The organism is Faecalibacterium prausnitzii (assembly GCF_019967995.1).
GTDB lineage: Bacteria > Bacillota > Clostridia > Oscillospirales > Ruminococcaceae > Faecalibacterium > Faecalibacterium prausnitzii_E.
The window spans coordinates 1,983,166-1,998,440 of the sequence record NZ_CP065377.1 but is presented as its reverse complement, the minus strand read 5'-3'; the positions used below and the strand labels follow the sequence as shown (position 1 = coordinate 1,998,440).

The following is a 15,275-nucleotide window of genomic DNA, read 5'->3' as shown; positions in this document are numbered from 1 at the left end:
CAATGCGAAGAGTTTCTTCTCTTCGCCAGAGGCACCCCGATCAGGGGGGCTGGCGAGCGGAAGCGAGACGGAGAAGTTGATCGATAAGACGGTTTATTTTACGACAGGTGCGTTCCAGATATCGCGGGCGTAATCCAGGACGGAACGGTCGGCGCTGAAGATGCCGCTGTTGGCGATGTTCTTCAGGCTCATGCGGGCCCAGGCCTCACGGTCGGCATACAGACGCTGCAGGTCGGCCTGTGCACGGCGGTAATCCTTGAAGTCGGCCATGACCATGTACGGGTCGCTGCTGCGCAGGTTCTCGGTGACTTCGTGGAAGTTCTCACCGTTCCAGCCGCGCTCCAGGAAGTTCAGGGCTGCGTTGGCCACATCGTCGCCCATGATGAAGGCGTTGGGGTGATAGCCGACCTGCTTGAGGTTGTTGACCTCAGGCGTCAGCATACCGAAGATCAGCTCGTTCTCCTTGCCAGCGGCATCGGCGATCTCGACGTTGGCACCGTCCAGGGTACCCAGCGTGATGGCACCGTTCAGCATGAACTTCATGTTGCCGGTACCGGAAGCCTCGGTGCCTGCCAGAGAGATCTGCTCAGAGACCTCGGCAGCGGGCATCAGGTGCTCGCTCAGGGAGACGCAGTACTCTTCCAGATAGACCACGCGCAGCTTTTCGCGGACGACGGGGTCGTTGTTGATGAGGTCGCCCAGCTTGCAGATCATGCGGATCATCTGCTTGGCCATGTAGTAGCCGGGAGCAGCCTTTGCGCCGAAGATGTAGGTCTTGGGGATGAAGTCGGCGTTGGGGTTCTCCTTCAGATACAGATACTGAGCAGCGATGTTCAGCGCGTTCAGGTGCTGGCGCTTGTACTCGTGCATCCGCTTGACCTGGCAGTCGAAGATGGAGTTCGGGTCGATGGACTGGCCGGTGCTCTTCTCCAGATAAGCGGCGAAGTTCTTCTTGTTGTCCAGCTTGATCTCGTTCAGCTTCTTCAGCACGGTCTTGTCGTCAGCATACTTGTTCAGCTTGCTCAGGTCGGCAGCGTCGTGCTTGTAGCCGTCGCCGATGGTCTCATCCAGCAGCTTGCACAGCTCCGGGTTGGAGGCCAGCAGCCAGCGGCGGTAAGCGATGCCGTTGGTCACGTTCTTGAACGCCTTCGGCTTGAACAGGTAGTAATCGTGGAAGACGCTGTCCTTGATGATCTCGCTGTGCAGCTTGGACACGCCGTTGATGCTGTGCGAGGTATAAGCGCAGATGTTGGCCATGCGGACCTGGTTGTCGCCGATCAGGGCCATGTAGTTGATCTTGCCCTCGTCGCCGGGGAATGCCTTCTCCAGCTCTTCGCGGGCGCGGCGGTTCATCTCGACCACGATCTGGTAGATGCGGGGCAGAGTCATCTTGAAGATGTCTACGTTCCACTTTTCCAGAGCCTCGGCCATGACGGTGTGGTTGGTGTAGGCGAAGACCTTCTGGCAGATGTCGAAGCTCTTGTCCCAGCCAAAGCCGCACTCGTCCAGCAGGATGCGCATCATTTCGGGGATGGCCAGGGTCGGGTGGGTATCGTTCAGCTGGATGGCCACCTTGTCACCCAGGTTCTCCAGGGTGCCGTAGGTAGCCAGGTGATTCTGGACGATGTCGCCGATGGAAGCGGCAGACAGGAAGTACTGCTGGCGCAGGCGCAGGATCTTGCCCTCGACGTGGTTGTCGTTGGGGTAGAGGACCTTGGAGATCAGCTCGGCGTTGGCGTTCTTGCTCATGGCCGTGTTGTAATTGCCCAGAGAGAAGCTGGACATATCAAAGTCCGGGGCCTTTGCCTGCCACAGGCGCAGCTTGGCAACGCCCTTTCCGTCGTAGCCCTGCACGTACATGTCGGAAGGAACCGCCATGACGCTGTTGTAGTTGGTGTGCTGGATATAATGGAAGCCGTGATCCCAGTTCTCGTGGATCTCGCCGTCAAAGCGGACCTCGATGGCCTGGTCCGGGTGGCTCTTCAGCCAGACCTGACCGCCGGGCAGCCAGTTGTCGGCGCGCTCCTGCTGCCAGCCGTCCACGATCTTCTGCTTGAAGATGCCGTACTCATACAGGATGGAGTAGCCGGTGCCGCAGATGCCGGTGGTGGCCATGCCGTCCAGATAGCAGGCTGCCAGACGGCCCAGACCACCGTTGCCCAGACCGGCATCGGGCTCTTCCTCGAAGATGCCGTCGATGTTGATGTCAGCAGCGGCCAGAGTCTGCTGTGCCACATCGTTCAGGCCCAGATTGAACAGGCTCATCTTCAGGCTGCGGCCCATCAGAAACTCCATGCACAGGTAATAAACCTGCTTGGAGCCGGTGCCGATCGCCTTGGACTGGAACTTTTTGTGGTTCTCACTCATCATCTGGCGGCAGATCAGAGCAAGGGAACGATAGATCTGCTGATTGGAAGCAACGCTCAGATCCACGCCGTACTCGCTGGTCAGCTTGTCCTGAAGAATTTTTGCAAATTCTTTCGTAGTCATAAAGGAACTCCTATCCGCACACTCACGGGTGCTCTTTCTGAATTTGAACGCAGCAGGGAAACTCTCCTCTTTCCCTCAGCCCTGCTACACAACAATGATATTATAATCAGTTCTGCGCATGAATGCAAGGAAAAGAGCCAATTTTTGCCGTTACTGCTATTTTTGGACCCCTCTTTCTGACAAATCTGCTAAAAATTCAAATTTAGCACTTTTTCTTGCGCTCCATTTATATTATAATAAGGGTACAGCGGGCCGGGAGCTGCTGCAGGAGAACGGCGGCACCCCGGCAATTCGGAGAGAAATTCCGCTCAGAACGAAAAAGCCGCGCCCCGGTTTTCGGGCGCAGGCGGGTTTGTGCCCGAAGATCCCGAAAATGCGTCCGAAAAACCGGGAAACTCGGAACCGCTCCCGCCGTGCAGAGGCCATGCGGCGTGCAAAGTGAGGATACGATGGTTAATAAAGTGCGAGTGAACATTGCGGGCGCGCCCTATGCGATCGCAACGACGGATTCGGAAAAGTATATCACCTCTCTGGCCAAAAAGCTGGACGAGGATATCGCAAAGCTGCTGGACGGAAACGAAAACCTTTCGGTGACCAAGGCGGCAGTGTTCTGCGCCATGGACTATCTGGACGAGTACAAAAAGAGCACCGGCAGCGCCGAGAACATGCGCAGCCAGATCCAGAGCTATATCGCGGATGCAGCCCATGCGAAGCTCGCGGAGGATAAGGCAAAAGCGGAGAATGAGACGCTCCGACGCGAAAATGCAGCCCTGCGGGAGCAGCTGGCCCGCCTGAAGGCAAAACAGGACCGCGAAAAGGCCGCGCAGACCGAGCAGGAACAGGAAAAACAGAGGGAACAGAATGTCGAAGATTGAGATCCTTGCCCCAGTGGGCAGTGAAGAGATGCTCCATGCCGCCGTGTTCAGCGGTGCGGACGCCGTGTATCTGGGGTTTTCGGGCTTCAACGCCCGCACCAGCGCGGGAAACTTTGATGCGGACAGCCTGAAGGAGGCCGTCCGCTTCTGCCATGTGCGTGGGGTCAAGGTGCATGTGGCGCTGAACACCACCGTTTACGGCACCGAACTGGCCCAGCTGGCGGATGCCGTGCGGGCCGTGGCCGCCAGCGGCGCGGATGCCGTCATCTGCCAGGACCTGGCGGTGGCAAAGCTCATCGGGGAGATCGCCCCGGAACTGCCCCGCCACGGCTCCACCCAGATGAGCGTCCACACCTTGCAGGGCGCGCTGGAGCTGAAGGACCTGGGTTTCACCCGCGTGGTGCTGGCCCGCGAGCTGAGCCTGCCGGAGGTGGAAGCCATCACCCGGAACTGCGGCATCGAGACCGAGTGCTTCGTCCACGGGGCGCTGTGCATGTGCGTCAGCGGCCAGTGCTACATGTCGGCTTTTCTGGGCGGGCGCAGCGGCAACCGCGGCTCCTGCGCAGGCCCCTGCCGCCTGCCGTTTGAGGCGAACCCCCTGCCGGAGGGCAGGCCGGGCCGCCTGCATCACCTGTCCCTGAAGGACAATTCCGTCATCGACAAGCTGGACAGGCTGCAGGCCATCGGCGTGGCCTCGGCCAAGATCGAGGGCCGTCTGCGCACACCGGAATACGTGGCGGCGGCGGTCAATGCCTGCCTGGCGGGCCGCGAAGGCCGCGCCTATGACCGCGACCTGCTGAAGAATGCGTTCAGCCGGTCCGGTTTCACGTCCGGCTATCTGGATGGCAAGATCGACGGCACGATGTTTGGCGTCCGCAGTGAGGCCGACGCGGAACTGACCCGGAAGACCCTGCCCGCCCTGCGGGAGCTGTACCGCCGGGAGCGCTCCCGCGTGCCGGTGAAGATGAAGCTGGAGATCGAGGAGGGCGGCGAGAAGCTGACCGTCACCGATGCAGACGGCAACCGCGCCTTTGCCTACGGCGACGCCGAACCCCAGCCCGCCCGCACCGACCCCACCGAGAGCTTGCAGCGCAGCCTGTCCAAGACGGGCGGCACACCGTTTGCGGTGGAGAAGATCGACGTGGAGATGGACGGCGGGCCGTGGTTCGTGCCGGGCAGCGCCGTCAATGAGCTGCGCCGCACCGCGCTGGAGGGCCTGCAGCAGAAGCGCGAGACCCTGCGCCCCTGGCCGATGCACGAGGTGGAGCTGGCTCCGCTGCCGCAGCGCACTTTGCCGCCCCATCGGACGCTCCGCGCCCGGTTCGAGAGCTGGGACCAGGTGCCGGAACAGGCGCTCTCCGGCATCGAAGCGCTCATCCTGCCCATCGCGCAGGCAGACCGCGTCCCCCGTGCGTGGCGCAGCAAGACCATCCTCGAACTGCCCCGCGTCATGTTCGGCGCGCTGGAAGCGGACACCGCCCGCCGCATCGCGGCGACGCAGGAGGCCGGGTTTGCGGGCTACGAGGCGGGCAACATCGCCCACCTGCGGATGTGCCGCGGCCTGCCGCTCTCCGGCGGTTTCGGCCTGAATGTGACCAACCAGCTGTCGGCTCAGTTCTATGCCGACCACGGCCTGAACGCCATCCTCATCCTGCCGGAGGTCAAGGACAGCGACATCACGTCCATTGCCCCGGCGCAGAACGGCCAGCCGGTGCCCACGGGCGTGATCGTCTACGGCCACATGCCGCTGATGGTCACCCGCGCCTGCCCGCTGCAGAACATCCACGATTGCGCCCACTGCGACAAGACCGGCCTGCTGACCGACCGCAAGGCCAAAAAGTTCCCGGTGCGCTGCGGCATGGGAGTGCGTACTATTTATAATCCGGTGCCCATCTACATGGGCGACAAACCCGGTGCCCTGACGGTGGACTACGGCGTGGCCTATTTCACGCTGGAGACCCGCGAGGAGGCCGCCGCCATTCTGGACAGCATCCGCCAGCATGCCCCGTTCGAGGGCGAGTTCACCCGCGGGCTGTATTTCAAAGGAACGAATTGAGCCTCTCAGTCACGCTTCGCGTGCCAGCTCCCCTAAAAGGGGAGCCCTTGGCAGGCCGGTGAAGCCGGAGCTGTCTGAATGAGATCGAGCAAAACAGAAGATGCCGGGCCCTGCGGCAGCGGGCAGGCGAAATGGAGAATAAAATGGAACCCATCACGGTAAACTATAAAGTATTGGATGCGCGGGCGAAGGTGCCCGCCTACGCGACGCCGGGCGCGGCCGCAGCCGACCTGTGCGCTGTGCTGGACGAACCCCTGACCGTGGCCCCCATGCAGCGGGTGCTGGTGCCTACCGGCCTTGCCATCGAGCTGCCCGGCGCTCACTGCGTGGCGCTGGTCTATGCCCGGAGCGGCCTGTCCATCAAGCACGGCCTGTGCATGGCCAACGGCGTCGGTGTCGTGGACAGCGATTATCGCGGGGAACTGAAGGTGCCCATGGTCAATCTGGGCGGCGAGGCCTACACCATCCAGCCCGGTGAGCGGGTGGCGCAGCTCTGCATCGCGCCGGTGTACACCGCAGCCTTTGCGCAGGTGGAGGAGCTGGGCGGCACCCAGCGCGGCGAGGGCGGCTTCGGCTCGACGGGAAAATAAAATGAAACAACTGATTTTGGCCTCCGGCAGCCCCCGGCGCAGAGAGCTGCTGAGCCTGTACACCACCGATTTTACCGTCTGCGCCAGCGATTTTGACGAGAGCACCGTGACCGCCGACACCCCTGCTGAGCTGGTGGAAATGCTGGCGCGGGGCAAGTGCCAGGCAGTCTCGGCCCAGCACCCCGGCGCGGTGGTCATCGGCTGCGACACCGTCGTGGACGTGAAAGGGGAAGTGTTCGGCAAGCCCCACAGCGTGGAGGACGCCAGACGGATGCTGCGGGCCCTTTCCGGTGCGGTGCACGAGGTCCACACAGGTGTCTGCATCTCGGACGGCACCCGCACCGAGAGCTTCGTGGACACCTGCCGCGTGAAGTTCTTCCCCATCTCCGAAGCGGAGATCGAGCGCTATGCCGCCACCGAAGAACCCTACGACAAGGCCGGTGCCTATGCCATCCAGGGCCGCGCGGCCCTCTGGCTGGACCGCATCGAGGGCGACTATTACACCATCATGGGGCTGCCCGTCAGCCGCACCATCCGGCTGCTGGAGCGATTTTGAGCGGCTTGGCGCGGAGATTTATGAAAAAATCCGGAAAAACCTGTAAAAACGCTTGAGAAAACTTCTGCTTGCGGCTATAATATAGTCGTGTTATTCTGCGATCGGCGGCAGACTGGTTTGCGCCGCCCTGCGTTTTGGATAGACCGGAAATACGAAGGAGAGCTTCATTATGAGTTTGTTTTCAAAAGACGTTGGCATTGATCTGGGTACAGCCAACACCCTGGTTTACATGAAGGGAAAGGGCATCATCATGCGCGAGCCGTCCGTTGTGGCGGTGGACACCAAGACCGATGAGGTCCGCTGCGTGGGCACCGAGGCAAAGGCCGTCATCGGCCGCACCCCCGGCAGCATCGTGGCCGTCCGCCCCCTGAAGGACGGCGTTATTGCGGACTTTGACATCACGGCCAATCTGCTGGAGAACTTCCTGAAGAAGGCCTGCGGCAACAGCATGTTCTCCCGCCCCCGCGTGGTCATCTGCATCCCGTCCGGCGTGACGGAAGTCGAGCGCCGCGCGGTGCGTGAGGCGACCCTGAAGGCTGGTGCCCGCCAGGTCTCCGTCATCGAGGAACCCATGGCTGCGGCCATCGGTGCAGGCCTGCCCATCAGCGAGCCCACCGGCAGCATGATCGTGGACATCGGCGGCGGCACGGCTGAGATCGCCGTCATCTCGCTGGGCGGCATCGTGGCGTCCCGCAGCGTCCGGATGGCAGGCGACATGTTCGACCAGGCCATCATCGCGTTCATCAAGCGCAAGTACAACCTGCTCATCGGTGAGCGCACTGCCGAGCAGATCAAGATCGAGATCGGCTCTGCTTACCCCCTGGACCCCGAAATGACCATGGAGATCAAGGGCCGCAATCTGGTGGACGGCCTGCCCAAGAACATCGTCGTCCACTCCGAGGATGTACGCGAGGCTCTGCTGGAGTGCCTGGTGAAGATCACCAGTGCCATCAAGGAGACGCTGGAGCGCACCCCGCCGGAACTGAGCGCCGACATCATCGACCACGGCATCACCCTGACGGGCGGCGGCGCACTGCTGCGCGGTCTGGACCAGCTGATCCAGAGCGAGACCGGCATCGACGTGCATGTGGCTGAGGACCCGTTGGACTGCGTGGCCAAGGGCGCAGGTGCCGTGCTGGATCATGTGGACGTCCTGCATGACGTTCTGGATACCGACGGGCCCCATATGTAACAGAGAGTGCGGACGGCTCTGGCTGTCCGCGCTTTTTTGCAACCGGAGGAAGTTCCCTTGAAAGATTTTTTCGATACCTGGAAATTTAAGATCCTCATCGGCATCGCGGTGTTCCTGGTGGGCATCATGGCCTATGCCGGTGCCAACGACCGCCTGACCGCCGCCCCGCAGGAGCTGCTGAGCGTGGCCGTGGCCCCGTTCCAGAAGGCGGCGGCCATGGTGGGCGACCGCGTGGCCTCCCTGTGGGAGAACTACACCAACATCGGGGCCATTCTGGACGAGAACGAGCAGCTCACTGCCGAAAACGCCGAGCTGCGCAAACAGATGGTGGACTACGACCGGCTCAAGGCGGAGAACGAAGCCTACAAGGCGCTGGCCAACATCCAGAACACCCGCCCGGAGATGAGCTGCGCCTCGGCTTTTGTCATCGGCCGCGACCCGCTGGATGCCTTTTACGGCTTCACGCTGGATCAGGGCTCAGTGGACGGCGTGGAGCTGAACGACACCGTCGTCAGCGACGAGGGCTATCTGCTGGGCATGGTGGTGGAAGTGGAAGCCACCAGCTGCAAGGTCATGACCATCCTGCACCCCAACTTCAACGCGGCGGGCGTCGTTTCCCGCACGCGGGACAACGGCATCATCACCGGCAGCTCGGACTATGCGGCCGACGGCCTGTGTGTGCTGACCAACCTGAACCGCAACACCCTGACGCAGAAGAGCGACCAGGTCATCACCACGGGGCTGGGCGGCGTTTTCCCGGCGGATGTGCTGGTGGGCGTGGTCCGGGAAGTGGTGCCGGAGGTCAGCGGCAAATCGTCCATCGCGGTCATCGAGCCGGGCGCCGACCCGCGCACGGTGCGCCACGCATTCATCATCACCAATTTCTGAGGAGGCCCTGCCATGGAATCACGCCGCAAGCGCAAGCGCAGCCAGATCGCCAAATGGGTCTGCTATGCGCTGCTGATGCTGCTGTGCACGGTCTTGCAGACCCTGCCGGGGCTGTTCCAGCTGGGGGAGGCAAAGCCCCTCTGGCTGCTGCCGCTGGCGCTGGCCGTCGCGGTGGAGGAAGGCGAGTTCGCGGGGGGCATCTTCGGTGCCATCTGCGGCCTGATGTGGGACTACACCGCAGGCCGCACCGCCGGGCTGCTGGCCTTTGAGCTGCTGCTGCTCTGTTTTCTGCTCTCGGCGGTCATGCAGCTCTACTTCAAAACCTCGGCGGCGAATGTTGTCCTGCTGGAAACGGCGGCGGTGCTGCTGGTGCTCTCGCTGGACTGGCTGTTCTTCTACTACATGCCCGGCTACAGCGGGGCAGTGGAGCGGTATCTGTGGTTCGTGCTGCCCACGGCGGCGCTGACCATCCCGGTCTGTCTGGTGCTGTTCGGGGCAGTGCGCCGCATCCATGCGGAATTCAAGATCGACAACGACGTAGTCTGAACCGGCTGCGCCAAAAGGAGAACGGATGAACCAAGACGAACGCAAAACGGCCGCGCGGCGGATGATGCTCCTCATCGCCGCCGCAGGTGTGATCATCGGGCTGTACGGCTTCCGGCTGATCTTTCTGCAGCTGGTCAACGGCGACAGCTTCAAGGCGCAGGCCACCAACACGACCGATTATAAATTTACCGTCACGGCCGCCCGCGGCAACATCGTGGACAGCAAGGGCGAGCGCATCGCTTCCAGCGTGACGGGCTACAACGTGGTGCTGAACAAGCTGCTGATGGGCGACGAAGATCTGGACGCCCTGCTCCAGAAGCTGGTCGGCCTGCTGGGCGAGAACGGCGAGAGCTGGAACGACAGCCTGCTCATCGGGCAGGCGGATGCCGCCGGGCACTATGCGTACACGGCGGAGAGCGACAACGCCGCCGAGCAGCGCTCCCTTGCCGCCATGAAGGAAAACCTGGGCCTGCAGCAGTACGCCACCGCCGACGATGTGATGGAAAAGCTGGTGGAGGACTATGACCTTGCCGATTTCTCTTTCTACTGGCAGCGCATCCTGGGCGGCATCCACTACGAGATGCAGCTGCAGGCGTTTTCCAACGTCAACAACTTCATTCTGGCGGAAAACGTCAGCGAGGCCACCGTGGCCACCATCAAGGAGAACAGCCTCACCCTGCCGGGCGTGGAGATCGTGGAGACGAGCGCCCGCAGCTACGAGCAGGGCACCGTTCTGCCCCATGTGCTGGGCCGGGTGGGCAAGATCACGGCCGAAAAGTGGAAGGTGACCGACGAGAACGGGCAGGTGACCTATCCGCTCAAGGAAAAAGGCTACAACATGAACGACGTCATCGGCATTTCCGGTCTGGAATCTGCCTATGAGGACGAGCTGCGCGGCAAGGATGGCGTGGAGACCATCACCCGCAACTCGGACGGCGTCATCGTGAACACGGCCCTGACCACCGTGCCGGAACCGGGCCACACCGTCCAGCTGACCATCGACAGCGAGTTCCAGAAGGCCGTCGATCAGGCGCTGGCAAAGAACGTGGAGTGGATCCGGAACAGCTATGCGGACAGCAAGCAGGCTAACGCCGGTGCGGTCGTCGTCATCGACGTCAAGACCGGCGGTGTGCTGGCAGCGTCCAATTACCCCAGCTTTGACCAGAACCTTTACGCCGCCAATTACAGCGCATACAGCGAGGATGAGAACATGCCCCTGTTCAACCGCGCGTTGCAGGGCCTGTATACCCCCGGCTCCACCTACAAGCCCAGCGTGGCAGTGGCGGCGCTGGATACGGGGCTGATCGACCGATATTCCACGGTGCTGTGCAACGGCGTCTATACCTATTATAAGGACTATCACCCCAAATGCACCCGCCATGGCCACAGCGGCAACATCGACGTCGTGACTGCCATCAAGTGGAGCTGCAACATCTTCTTCTACGATGTGGGCCGGCGCCTGACCAGCGATGTCTACGACGCCTATGCCTACAAGCTGGGCTTGGGCCAGCGCACCGGCGTGGAGGTCAGCGAGGCGCTGGGCCGCCTGACCACCAAGAACGACTCCAACTACACCGAGTCGCTGGACGTGCAGGCCGCCATCGGCCAGGGCAACACGGCGGTCACGCCCATCCAGCTGGCGACCTATGCCGCCACGCTGGCCAACCGCGGCACCCGCTACCGCACCCACTTCGTCAAGGCCATCCTCGACTCCAACACCGGAAAGACGCTGGAAGAGACCCAGCCGGAGGTTATGGATGTCGTCGAAGACAAGGGCGAGACCTTTGACCTGGTCAGGGAAGGGATGCTGGGGGTGGCCCAGACCATCCCGGCGCTGGCCAGCTACCCCCACACCATCGCCTGCAAGACCGGCAGTCCCCAGCGCAGCGAGGGCTACTATGCAGGCAGCACCTATAAGCACTACACCAACGCCGCCATGATCGCCTATGGCCCGGCGGAAGACCCGGAGATCGCCATCGGCATCGTGGTGGAATACGGCGGTGCCGGTGCCCGCACCGGCACACTGGTGGCGGATATCTTCAACGCCTACTATGCGATGAAGGACGGCACCCTGACCGTGGACGAGGCGGCAGCAGAGTCGCAGGCGCAGCCCGAAACGGCCGCCGATGCGGACGGCACAGCTGACCTTGCCGCCGGGGAGGCAGAGGATGCCGGGCAGAACGACGCAGCTGCGGCTCCGGCGGATGCTGCAGCCACGGCAGGTGCGTGACGATGATGCGCGGATTTCGGTGGAAATTGGAGAAACTCCCGAAAAAATCGGCGCTTTTGTCCAAAAACCTGTTGTAAAAAGAGAGAAACTATGATACTATGATATGTGCAAGGAAATGGCCCAGCACATGGGGAACGTAAAGGAGAGGTTGACCGATGACGATTGCACTGATCGCGCATGACTCCAAAAAGGAGCTGATGGTTCAGTTCTGTACGGCATACTGCCGGATCCTGAGCCAGCATAAATTGGTGGCCACCGGTACGACCGGCAAGATGATCGCCGAGGCAACGGGCCTGCAGGTCCAGCGATTCCTGGCGGGCATTCAGGGCGGCGACCAGCAGATCGCGTCCCGCATCGCCTGCAATGAGGTCGATCTGCTCCTGTTCTTCCGCGACCCCATCAATGCAAAGCCCAGTGAGCCCAATGAGATGACGCTGCTGCGCCTGTGTGATGTGCACAACATCCCGCTGGCCACCAACATCGCCACCGCAGAGGTGCTCATCCATGGTCTGGAGCGCGGCGACCTCGACTGGCGCGACATCGTCCACCCCCAGAACAGCTGAAATCAAAAAGAAAGAGGCTCTGGACCGAACGGTCCAGGGCCTCTTGTGCATTTCCGGGCAGGATCAGAACTGGAGCTCTTCGGCCAGGTCGGAAAGCTCATCGGGCGAGAAATCGCCCAGCGGCAGGATGAGCCGGGCCAGCGTCTCCTGCGGCAGAGCGGCCAGAGCAGCGCTCTCGTCGCTGGCTGCATCGGCGGCGGGCAGCAGGTGGCTCACGCCGTCTGCATCCGTCTCCACCCGCGCATGGTGGCCGGTGGCGATGTACTGGATGCCCAGCCGGTCGGCAGCGGCCAGCAGGGCAGGGAAGCGCAGGTCGCCGGGCAGTGCTTCTTCGGCCAGCTGGCTTGCCAGCTCAGAAGCGTTCAGGGTGACGCACTCGATGCCGAGGGCCTTGGCCGCGTCCTTTGCGGCCTGCACGGTGTCGTCGGCGTCGGTCAGGCGGACCACTGCGCCCGCCACGGCAAAGCCCTGCTGCTGCAGGATGCGGACGGCGGCCCGGCAGCCTCTGCCGCCGCACAGGCCCACCAGGACCTTATCCTGTTCTTCGTAGGTGTCGAACCCGCTGCCGGGCAAAAACGTATCGCTCATCGTCCCTGTCTCCCTCCGTGTGCCTGACTTTGTGCCACGGCCAGCTGGTCGCAGCGCTCATTCTCCGGGTGGCCTGCGTGGCCCTTGACCCAGACATAGGTGATCTTGTGGCGGGCCTCCTGCTCCAGCGCCTGTTCCCACAGGTCCGGGTTCAGGGCAGGGGAGCCGTCGGATTTTTTCCAGCCCCGGCGCTTCCAGCCTTTGGCCCAGCCTTTTTCCAGCCCGTTGATGACGTACTGGCTGTCGGAGCACAGGCGCACCTCGCAGGGCTCTTTCAACTGGCGCAGCGCCTCGATGAAGGCCGTCAGCTCCATCCGGTTGTTGGTGGTGGAAGCGTCGCCGCCGCTGAGCTCCTTCTCGTAGACCTTGCCGTTGAAACGGTAGCGCAGCACCGCCCCCCAGCCGCCGGGGCCGGGGTTGCCGCTGCATGCGCCGTCGGTGTAAACTTCAACTTGTTTCATGTGGTTCTCCCGGTGTGTTGTTGTAGATGCTTCTATTTAGAGCCATTTTTCCGTTTCTGTCAAGAGGGGGACGCATAATTTGCTGCCGCACAGCCCAACCTTGGAATTGACAAAAAGGGTGAGAAATACTATACTGTTTGTAACAAAATGCGTATAGGGGTGCACCGGAGGGGTGCGCTCAGGGGCTGCACGGCTGCGCCGCGGTCGCATCGAACAGATGGACTGACAGGTTGCAATGTGCTGCGCAGACCCGACTCTGCGCTCGTGAAACAGCGCTGAAACGATAAATTCTATACGATGGTTTGATGGAAGCGGCAGAGCTTGCCCGCTTCTTTGTGAGGACAGGCCGCCCGCAGAACGGGCGAGCCTGCGTTTTGTGATTGATTTTTGGAGGTACGAATGGCACAGGCAAAGGAACAGAGCCAGACCATGGCACAGGCTCAGAACAGAAACACGGAATCCACCGGCGAAAAGCGGCCCCGCACCCGCCGCCCCTATTATCAGCGGCGGCCCCGCCGCCCGCAGCAGCCCAAGGAGGCCGCTGTGCCCATCCACATCTACCCGCTGGGCGGCCTGGGCGAAGTGGGCAAGAATATGACGGTCTATGAGTGCTGCGGCGATATGATCATCGTGGACTGCGGCCTCGTCTTCCCGGACAGCGACATGTACGGCGTGGATCTGGTCATCCCGGATTTCACCTTCGTGGTGCAGAATAAGGAGAAGATCAAGGGCCTGCTCATCACCCACGGCCACGAAGACCACATCGGCAGCATCCCCTATCTGCTGCAAAAGTTCGATCTGCCCATCTACGGCACCCGCCTGACCTGCGGCCTCATCCGGAACAAGCTGGAAGAGTTCGGCCTGGCAGGCAAGACCAAGTTCGTGGAGATCACCCCCAAACAGAAGCTCAAGTTGGGCTGCTTTACGGTGGAACCCATCCATGTGAACCACTCCATCCCGGATGCGGTGGCCTTTGCCATCGACAGCCCGGCAGGCACCATCATCCAGACCGGTGACTTCAAGATCGACTACACCCCGCTGGCCTGCGGCGTCACCGACCTGACCACCCTGTCCGAGTACGGCCAGAAGGGCGTTCTGGCCCTGCTGAGCGACTCCACCAATGCCGAGCGTCCGGGCTTTACGGCCACCGAACAGAAGGTCGCCGCTGGTGTGCGCAGCCTGTTTGCCCGCGCCCGGAACAAGCGCATCATCATTGCGACCTTCGCATCCAACATCTACCGCGTCCAGCAGATCATCGACCTGGCCGTGGAAGATGGCCGCAAGGTGGCATTCAGCGGCCGCAGCATGGTCAACAACACGGCCATGGCGCAGGAGCTGGGGTATATGCACATCCCGGAGGGCACCCTCATCAGCGTGGAAGAGCTGAACCAGTACCCGCCGGAACAGGTGGTCCTCATCACCACCGGCAGCCAGGGAGAGCCGCTGAGCGCCCTTTCCCGCATGGCTTCATGCAGCCACCGTCAGGTCCGCGTCGGCCCCGGCGACTTTATCATCATCTCCGCCAACCCCATCCCCGGCAACGAGAAGAGCGTGACCAAGATCGTCAACGGTCTGCTGCTGCTGGGCGCAGAGGTCATCTACGAGAGCATGTATGATGTCCACGTCTCCGGCCACGCCTGCCAGGAGGAGCAGAAGCTGATGCTCACCCTGACCCGGCCCAAGTATTTCCTGCCGGTGCACGGCGAGTATAAGCAGCTGAAAAAGCATGCCCTCACCGCCGCAAGCCTCGGCATCCCCACCAGCAACATCCTCATCGCAGAAAACGGCTCCAACGTTATCCTGACCAGGGATGAGATCAAGCTGGGCGAACCGGTCACGGCCGGTGCCGTCATGGTGGACGGCCTCGGCGTGGGCGACGTGGGAAATGTGGTCCTGCGGGACCGCAAGCACCTGTCGGAGGACGGCCTCGTCATCATCGTGGCCACCGTGGACAGCAAGACCGGCAAGGTGCTGGCCGGCCCCGATCTCGTGAGCCGCGGCTTCGTCTACGTGCGTGAGAACGAGAGCCTGATGGACGGTGCCCAGAGCATCGTAGAAAACGCGCTGGACCGCTGCGTGGACGAACACGTCCGCGACTGGAACAGCGTTAAGACTCGTGTGCGCGAGGCGCTGAGCAGCTATATCTACCGCCGCACCAAGCGCAGCCCGATGATCCTCCCCATCCTGATGGAGGTCTGATAGAGGCCGCCCGACGCGGCGGCAGATCAGGAGGCAGAAGA

At 62.1% G+C, this 15,275-nt stretch carries 13 protein-coding genes; 10 read left to right on the top strand and 3 right to left on the bottom strand.

Going from position 1 to position 15,275, the window contains the following annotated elements; genetic code table 11:
• Window positions 1-93: 93 nt before the first annotated feature.
• Window positions 94-2,490: a glycogen/starch/alpha-glucan phosphorylase gene (locus tag I5P96_RS09850; protein ID WP_223381892.1), complete on the bottom strand. Its 2,397-nt coding sequence runs from the start codon at window positions 2,488-2,490 to the stop codon at window positions 94-96.
• Window positions 2,491-2,939: 449 nt separating this feature from the next.
• On the opposite strand from I5P96_RS09850, the gene zapA reads away from it, so the two are divergent.
• The 9 genes from zapA (at window position 2,940) to mgsA (ending at window position 11,986) form a co-directional block, all read left to right on the top strand.
• Window positions 2,940-3,365 carry a cell division protein ZapA gene (gene zapA, locus I5P96_RS09845; RefSeq protein WP_097792609.1) on the top strand — a complete coding sequence of 142 codons (426 nt, stop codon included), beginning with the start codon at window positions 2,940-2,942 and terminating at the stop codon, window positions 3,363-3,365.
• Window positions 3,352-5,421, top strand: a complete 2,070-nt coding sequence (locus tag I5P96_RS09840; protein ID WP_223381890.1) for a U32 family peptidase — start codon at window positions 3,352-3,354, stop codon at window positions 5,419-5,421. Before zapA ends, I5P96_RS09840 begins: the two co-directional genes overlap by 14 nt.
• 143 nt (window positions 5,422-5,564) lie before the next feature.
• Window positions 5,565-6,011 carry a dUTP diphosphatase gene (dut, locus tag I5P96_RS09835; RefSeq protein WP_223381888.1) on the top strand — a complete coding sequence of 149 codons (447 nt, stop codon included), beginning with the start codon at window positions 5,565-5,567 and terminating at the stop codon, window positions 6,009-6,011.
• A 1-nt stretch (window position 6,012) separates the two neighbouring features.
• Window positions 6,013-6,567 (top strand): Maf family protein, encoded by a 555-nt coding sequence (locus tag I5P96_RS09830; RefSeq protein WP_223381886.1) that lies wholly within the window; start codon window positions 6,013-6,015, stop codon window positions 6,565-6,567.
• A 169-nt stretch (window positions 6,568-6,736) separates the two neighbouring features.
• Entirely contained in the window at window positions 6,737-7,759 is a 1,023-nt protein-coding gene (locus tag I5P96_RS09825; protein ID WP_097792605.1) for a rod shape-determining protein, read from the top strand.
• 57 nt (window positions 7,760-7,816) lie between these two features.
• On the top strand, window positions 7,817-8,647 hold the full coding sequence (gene mreC / locus I5P96_RS09820; RefSeq protein WP_223381883.1) for a rod shape-determining protein MreC: 831 nt from the start codon (window positions 7,817-7,819) through the stop codon (window positions 8,645-8,647).
• Window positions 8,648-8,659: 12 nt separating this feature from the next.
• The gene (gene mreD, locus I5P96_RS09815) at window positions 8,660-9,193 is read left to right on the top strand and encodes a rod shape-determining protein MreD (RefSeq protein WP_223381881.1); all 534 of its coding nucleotides are present in this window, start codon (window positions 8,660-8,662) and stop codon (window positions 9,191-9,193) included.
• 25 nt (window positions 9,194-9,218) lie between these two features.
• Complete coding sequence (locus I5P96_RS09810) at window positions 9,219-11,423, top strand: peptidoglycan D,D-transpeptidase FtsI family protein (RefSeq protein ID WP_223381880.1); 2,205 nt, start codon at window positions 9,219-9,221, stop codon at window positions 11,421-11,423.
• 155 nt (window positions 11,424-11,578) lie between these two features.
• Window positions 11,579-11,986, top strand: a complete 408-nt coding sequence (gene mgsA / locus I5P96_RS09805) for a methylglyoxal synthase (protein ID WP_097792602.1) — start codon at window positions 11,579-11,581, stop codon at window positions 11,984-11,986.
• Between the two features lie 63 nt (window positions 11,987-12,049).
• On the opposite strand, the gene I5P96_RS09800 is transcribed toward mgsA, so the two are convergent.
• The gene (locus tag I5P96_RS09800) at window positions 12,050-12,574 is read right to left on the bottom strand and encodes a hypothetical protein (protein WP_207685480.1); all 525 of its coding nucleotides are present in this window, start codon (window positions 12,572-12,574) and stop codon (window positions 12,050-12,052) included.
• The gene (gene rnhA / locus I5P96_RS09795) at window positions 12,571-13,035 is read right to left on the bottom strand and encodes a ribonuclease HI (RefSeq protein ID WP_097792600.1); all 465 of its coding nucleotides are present in this window, start codon (window positions 13,033-13,035) and stop codon (window positions 12,571-12,573) included. The genes I5P96_RS09800 and rnhA overlap by 4 nt, the downstream gene beginning before the upstream one ends.
• A gap of 399 nt (window positions 13,036-13,434) precedes the next feature.
• Here rnhA and I5P96_RS09790 point away from each other — a divergent pair, with 399 nt between their 5' ends.
• A complete protein-coding gene (locus I5P96_RS09790; RefSeq protein WP_118551777.1) occupies window positions 13,435-15,234 on the top strand; it encodes a ribonuclease J in 1,800 nt (599 codons plus the stop codon).
• Window positions 15,235-15,275: the final 41 nt, after the last annotated feature.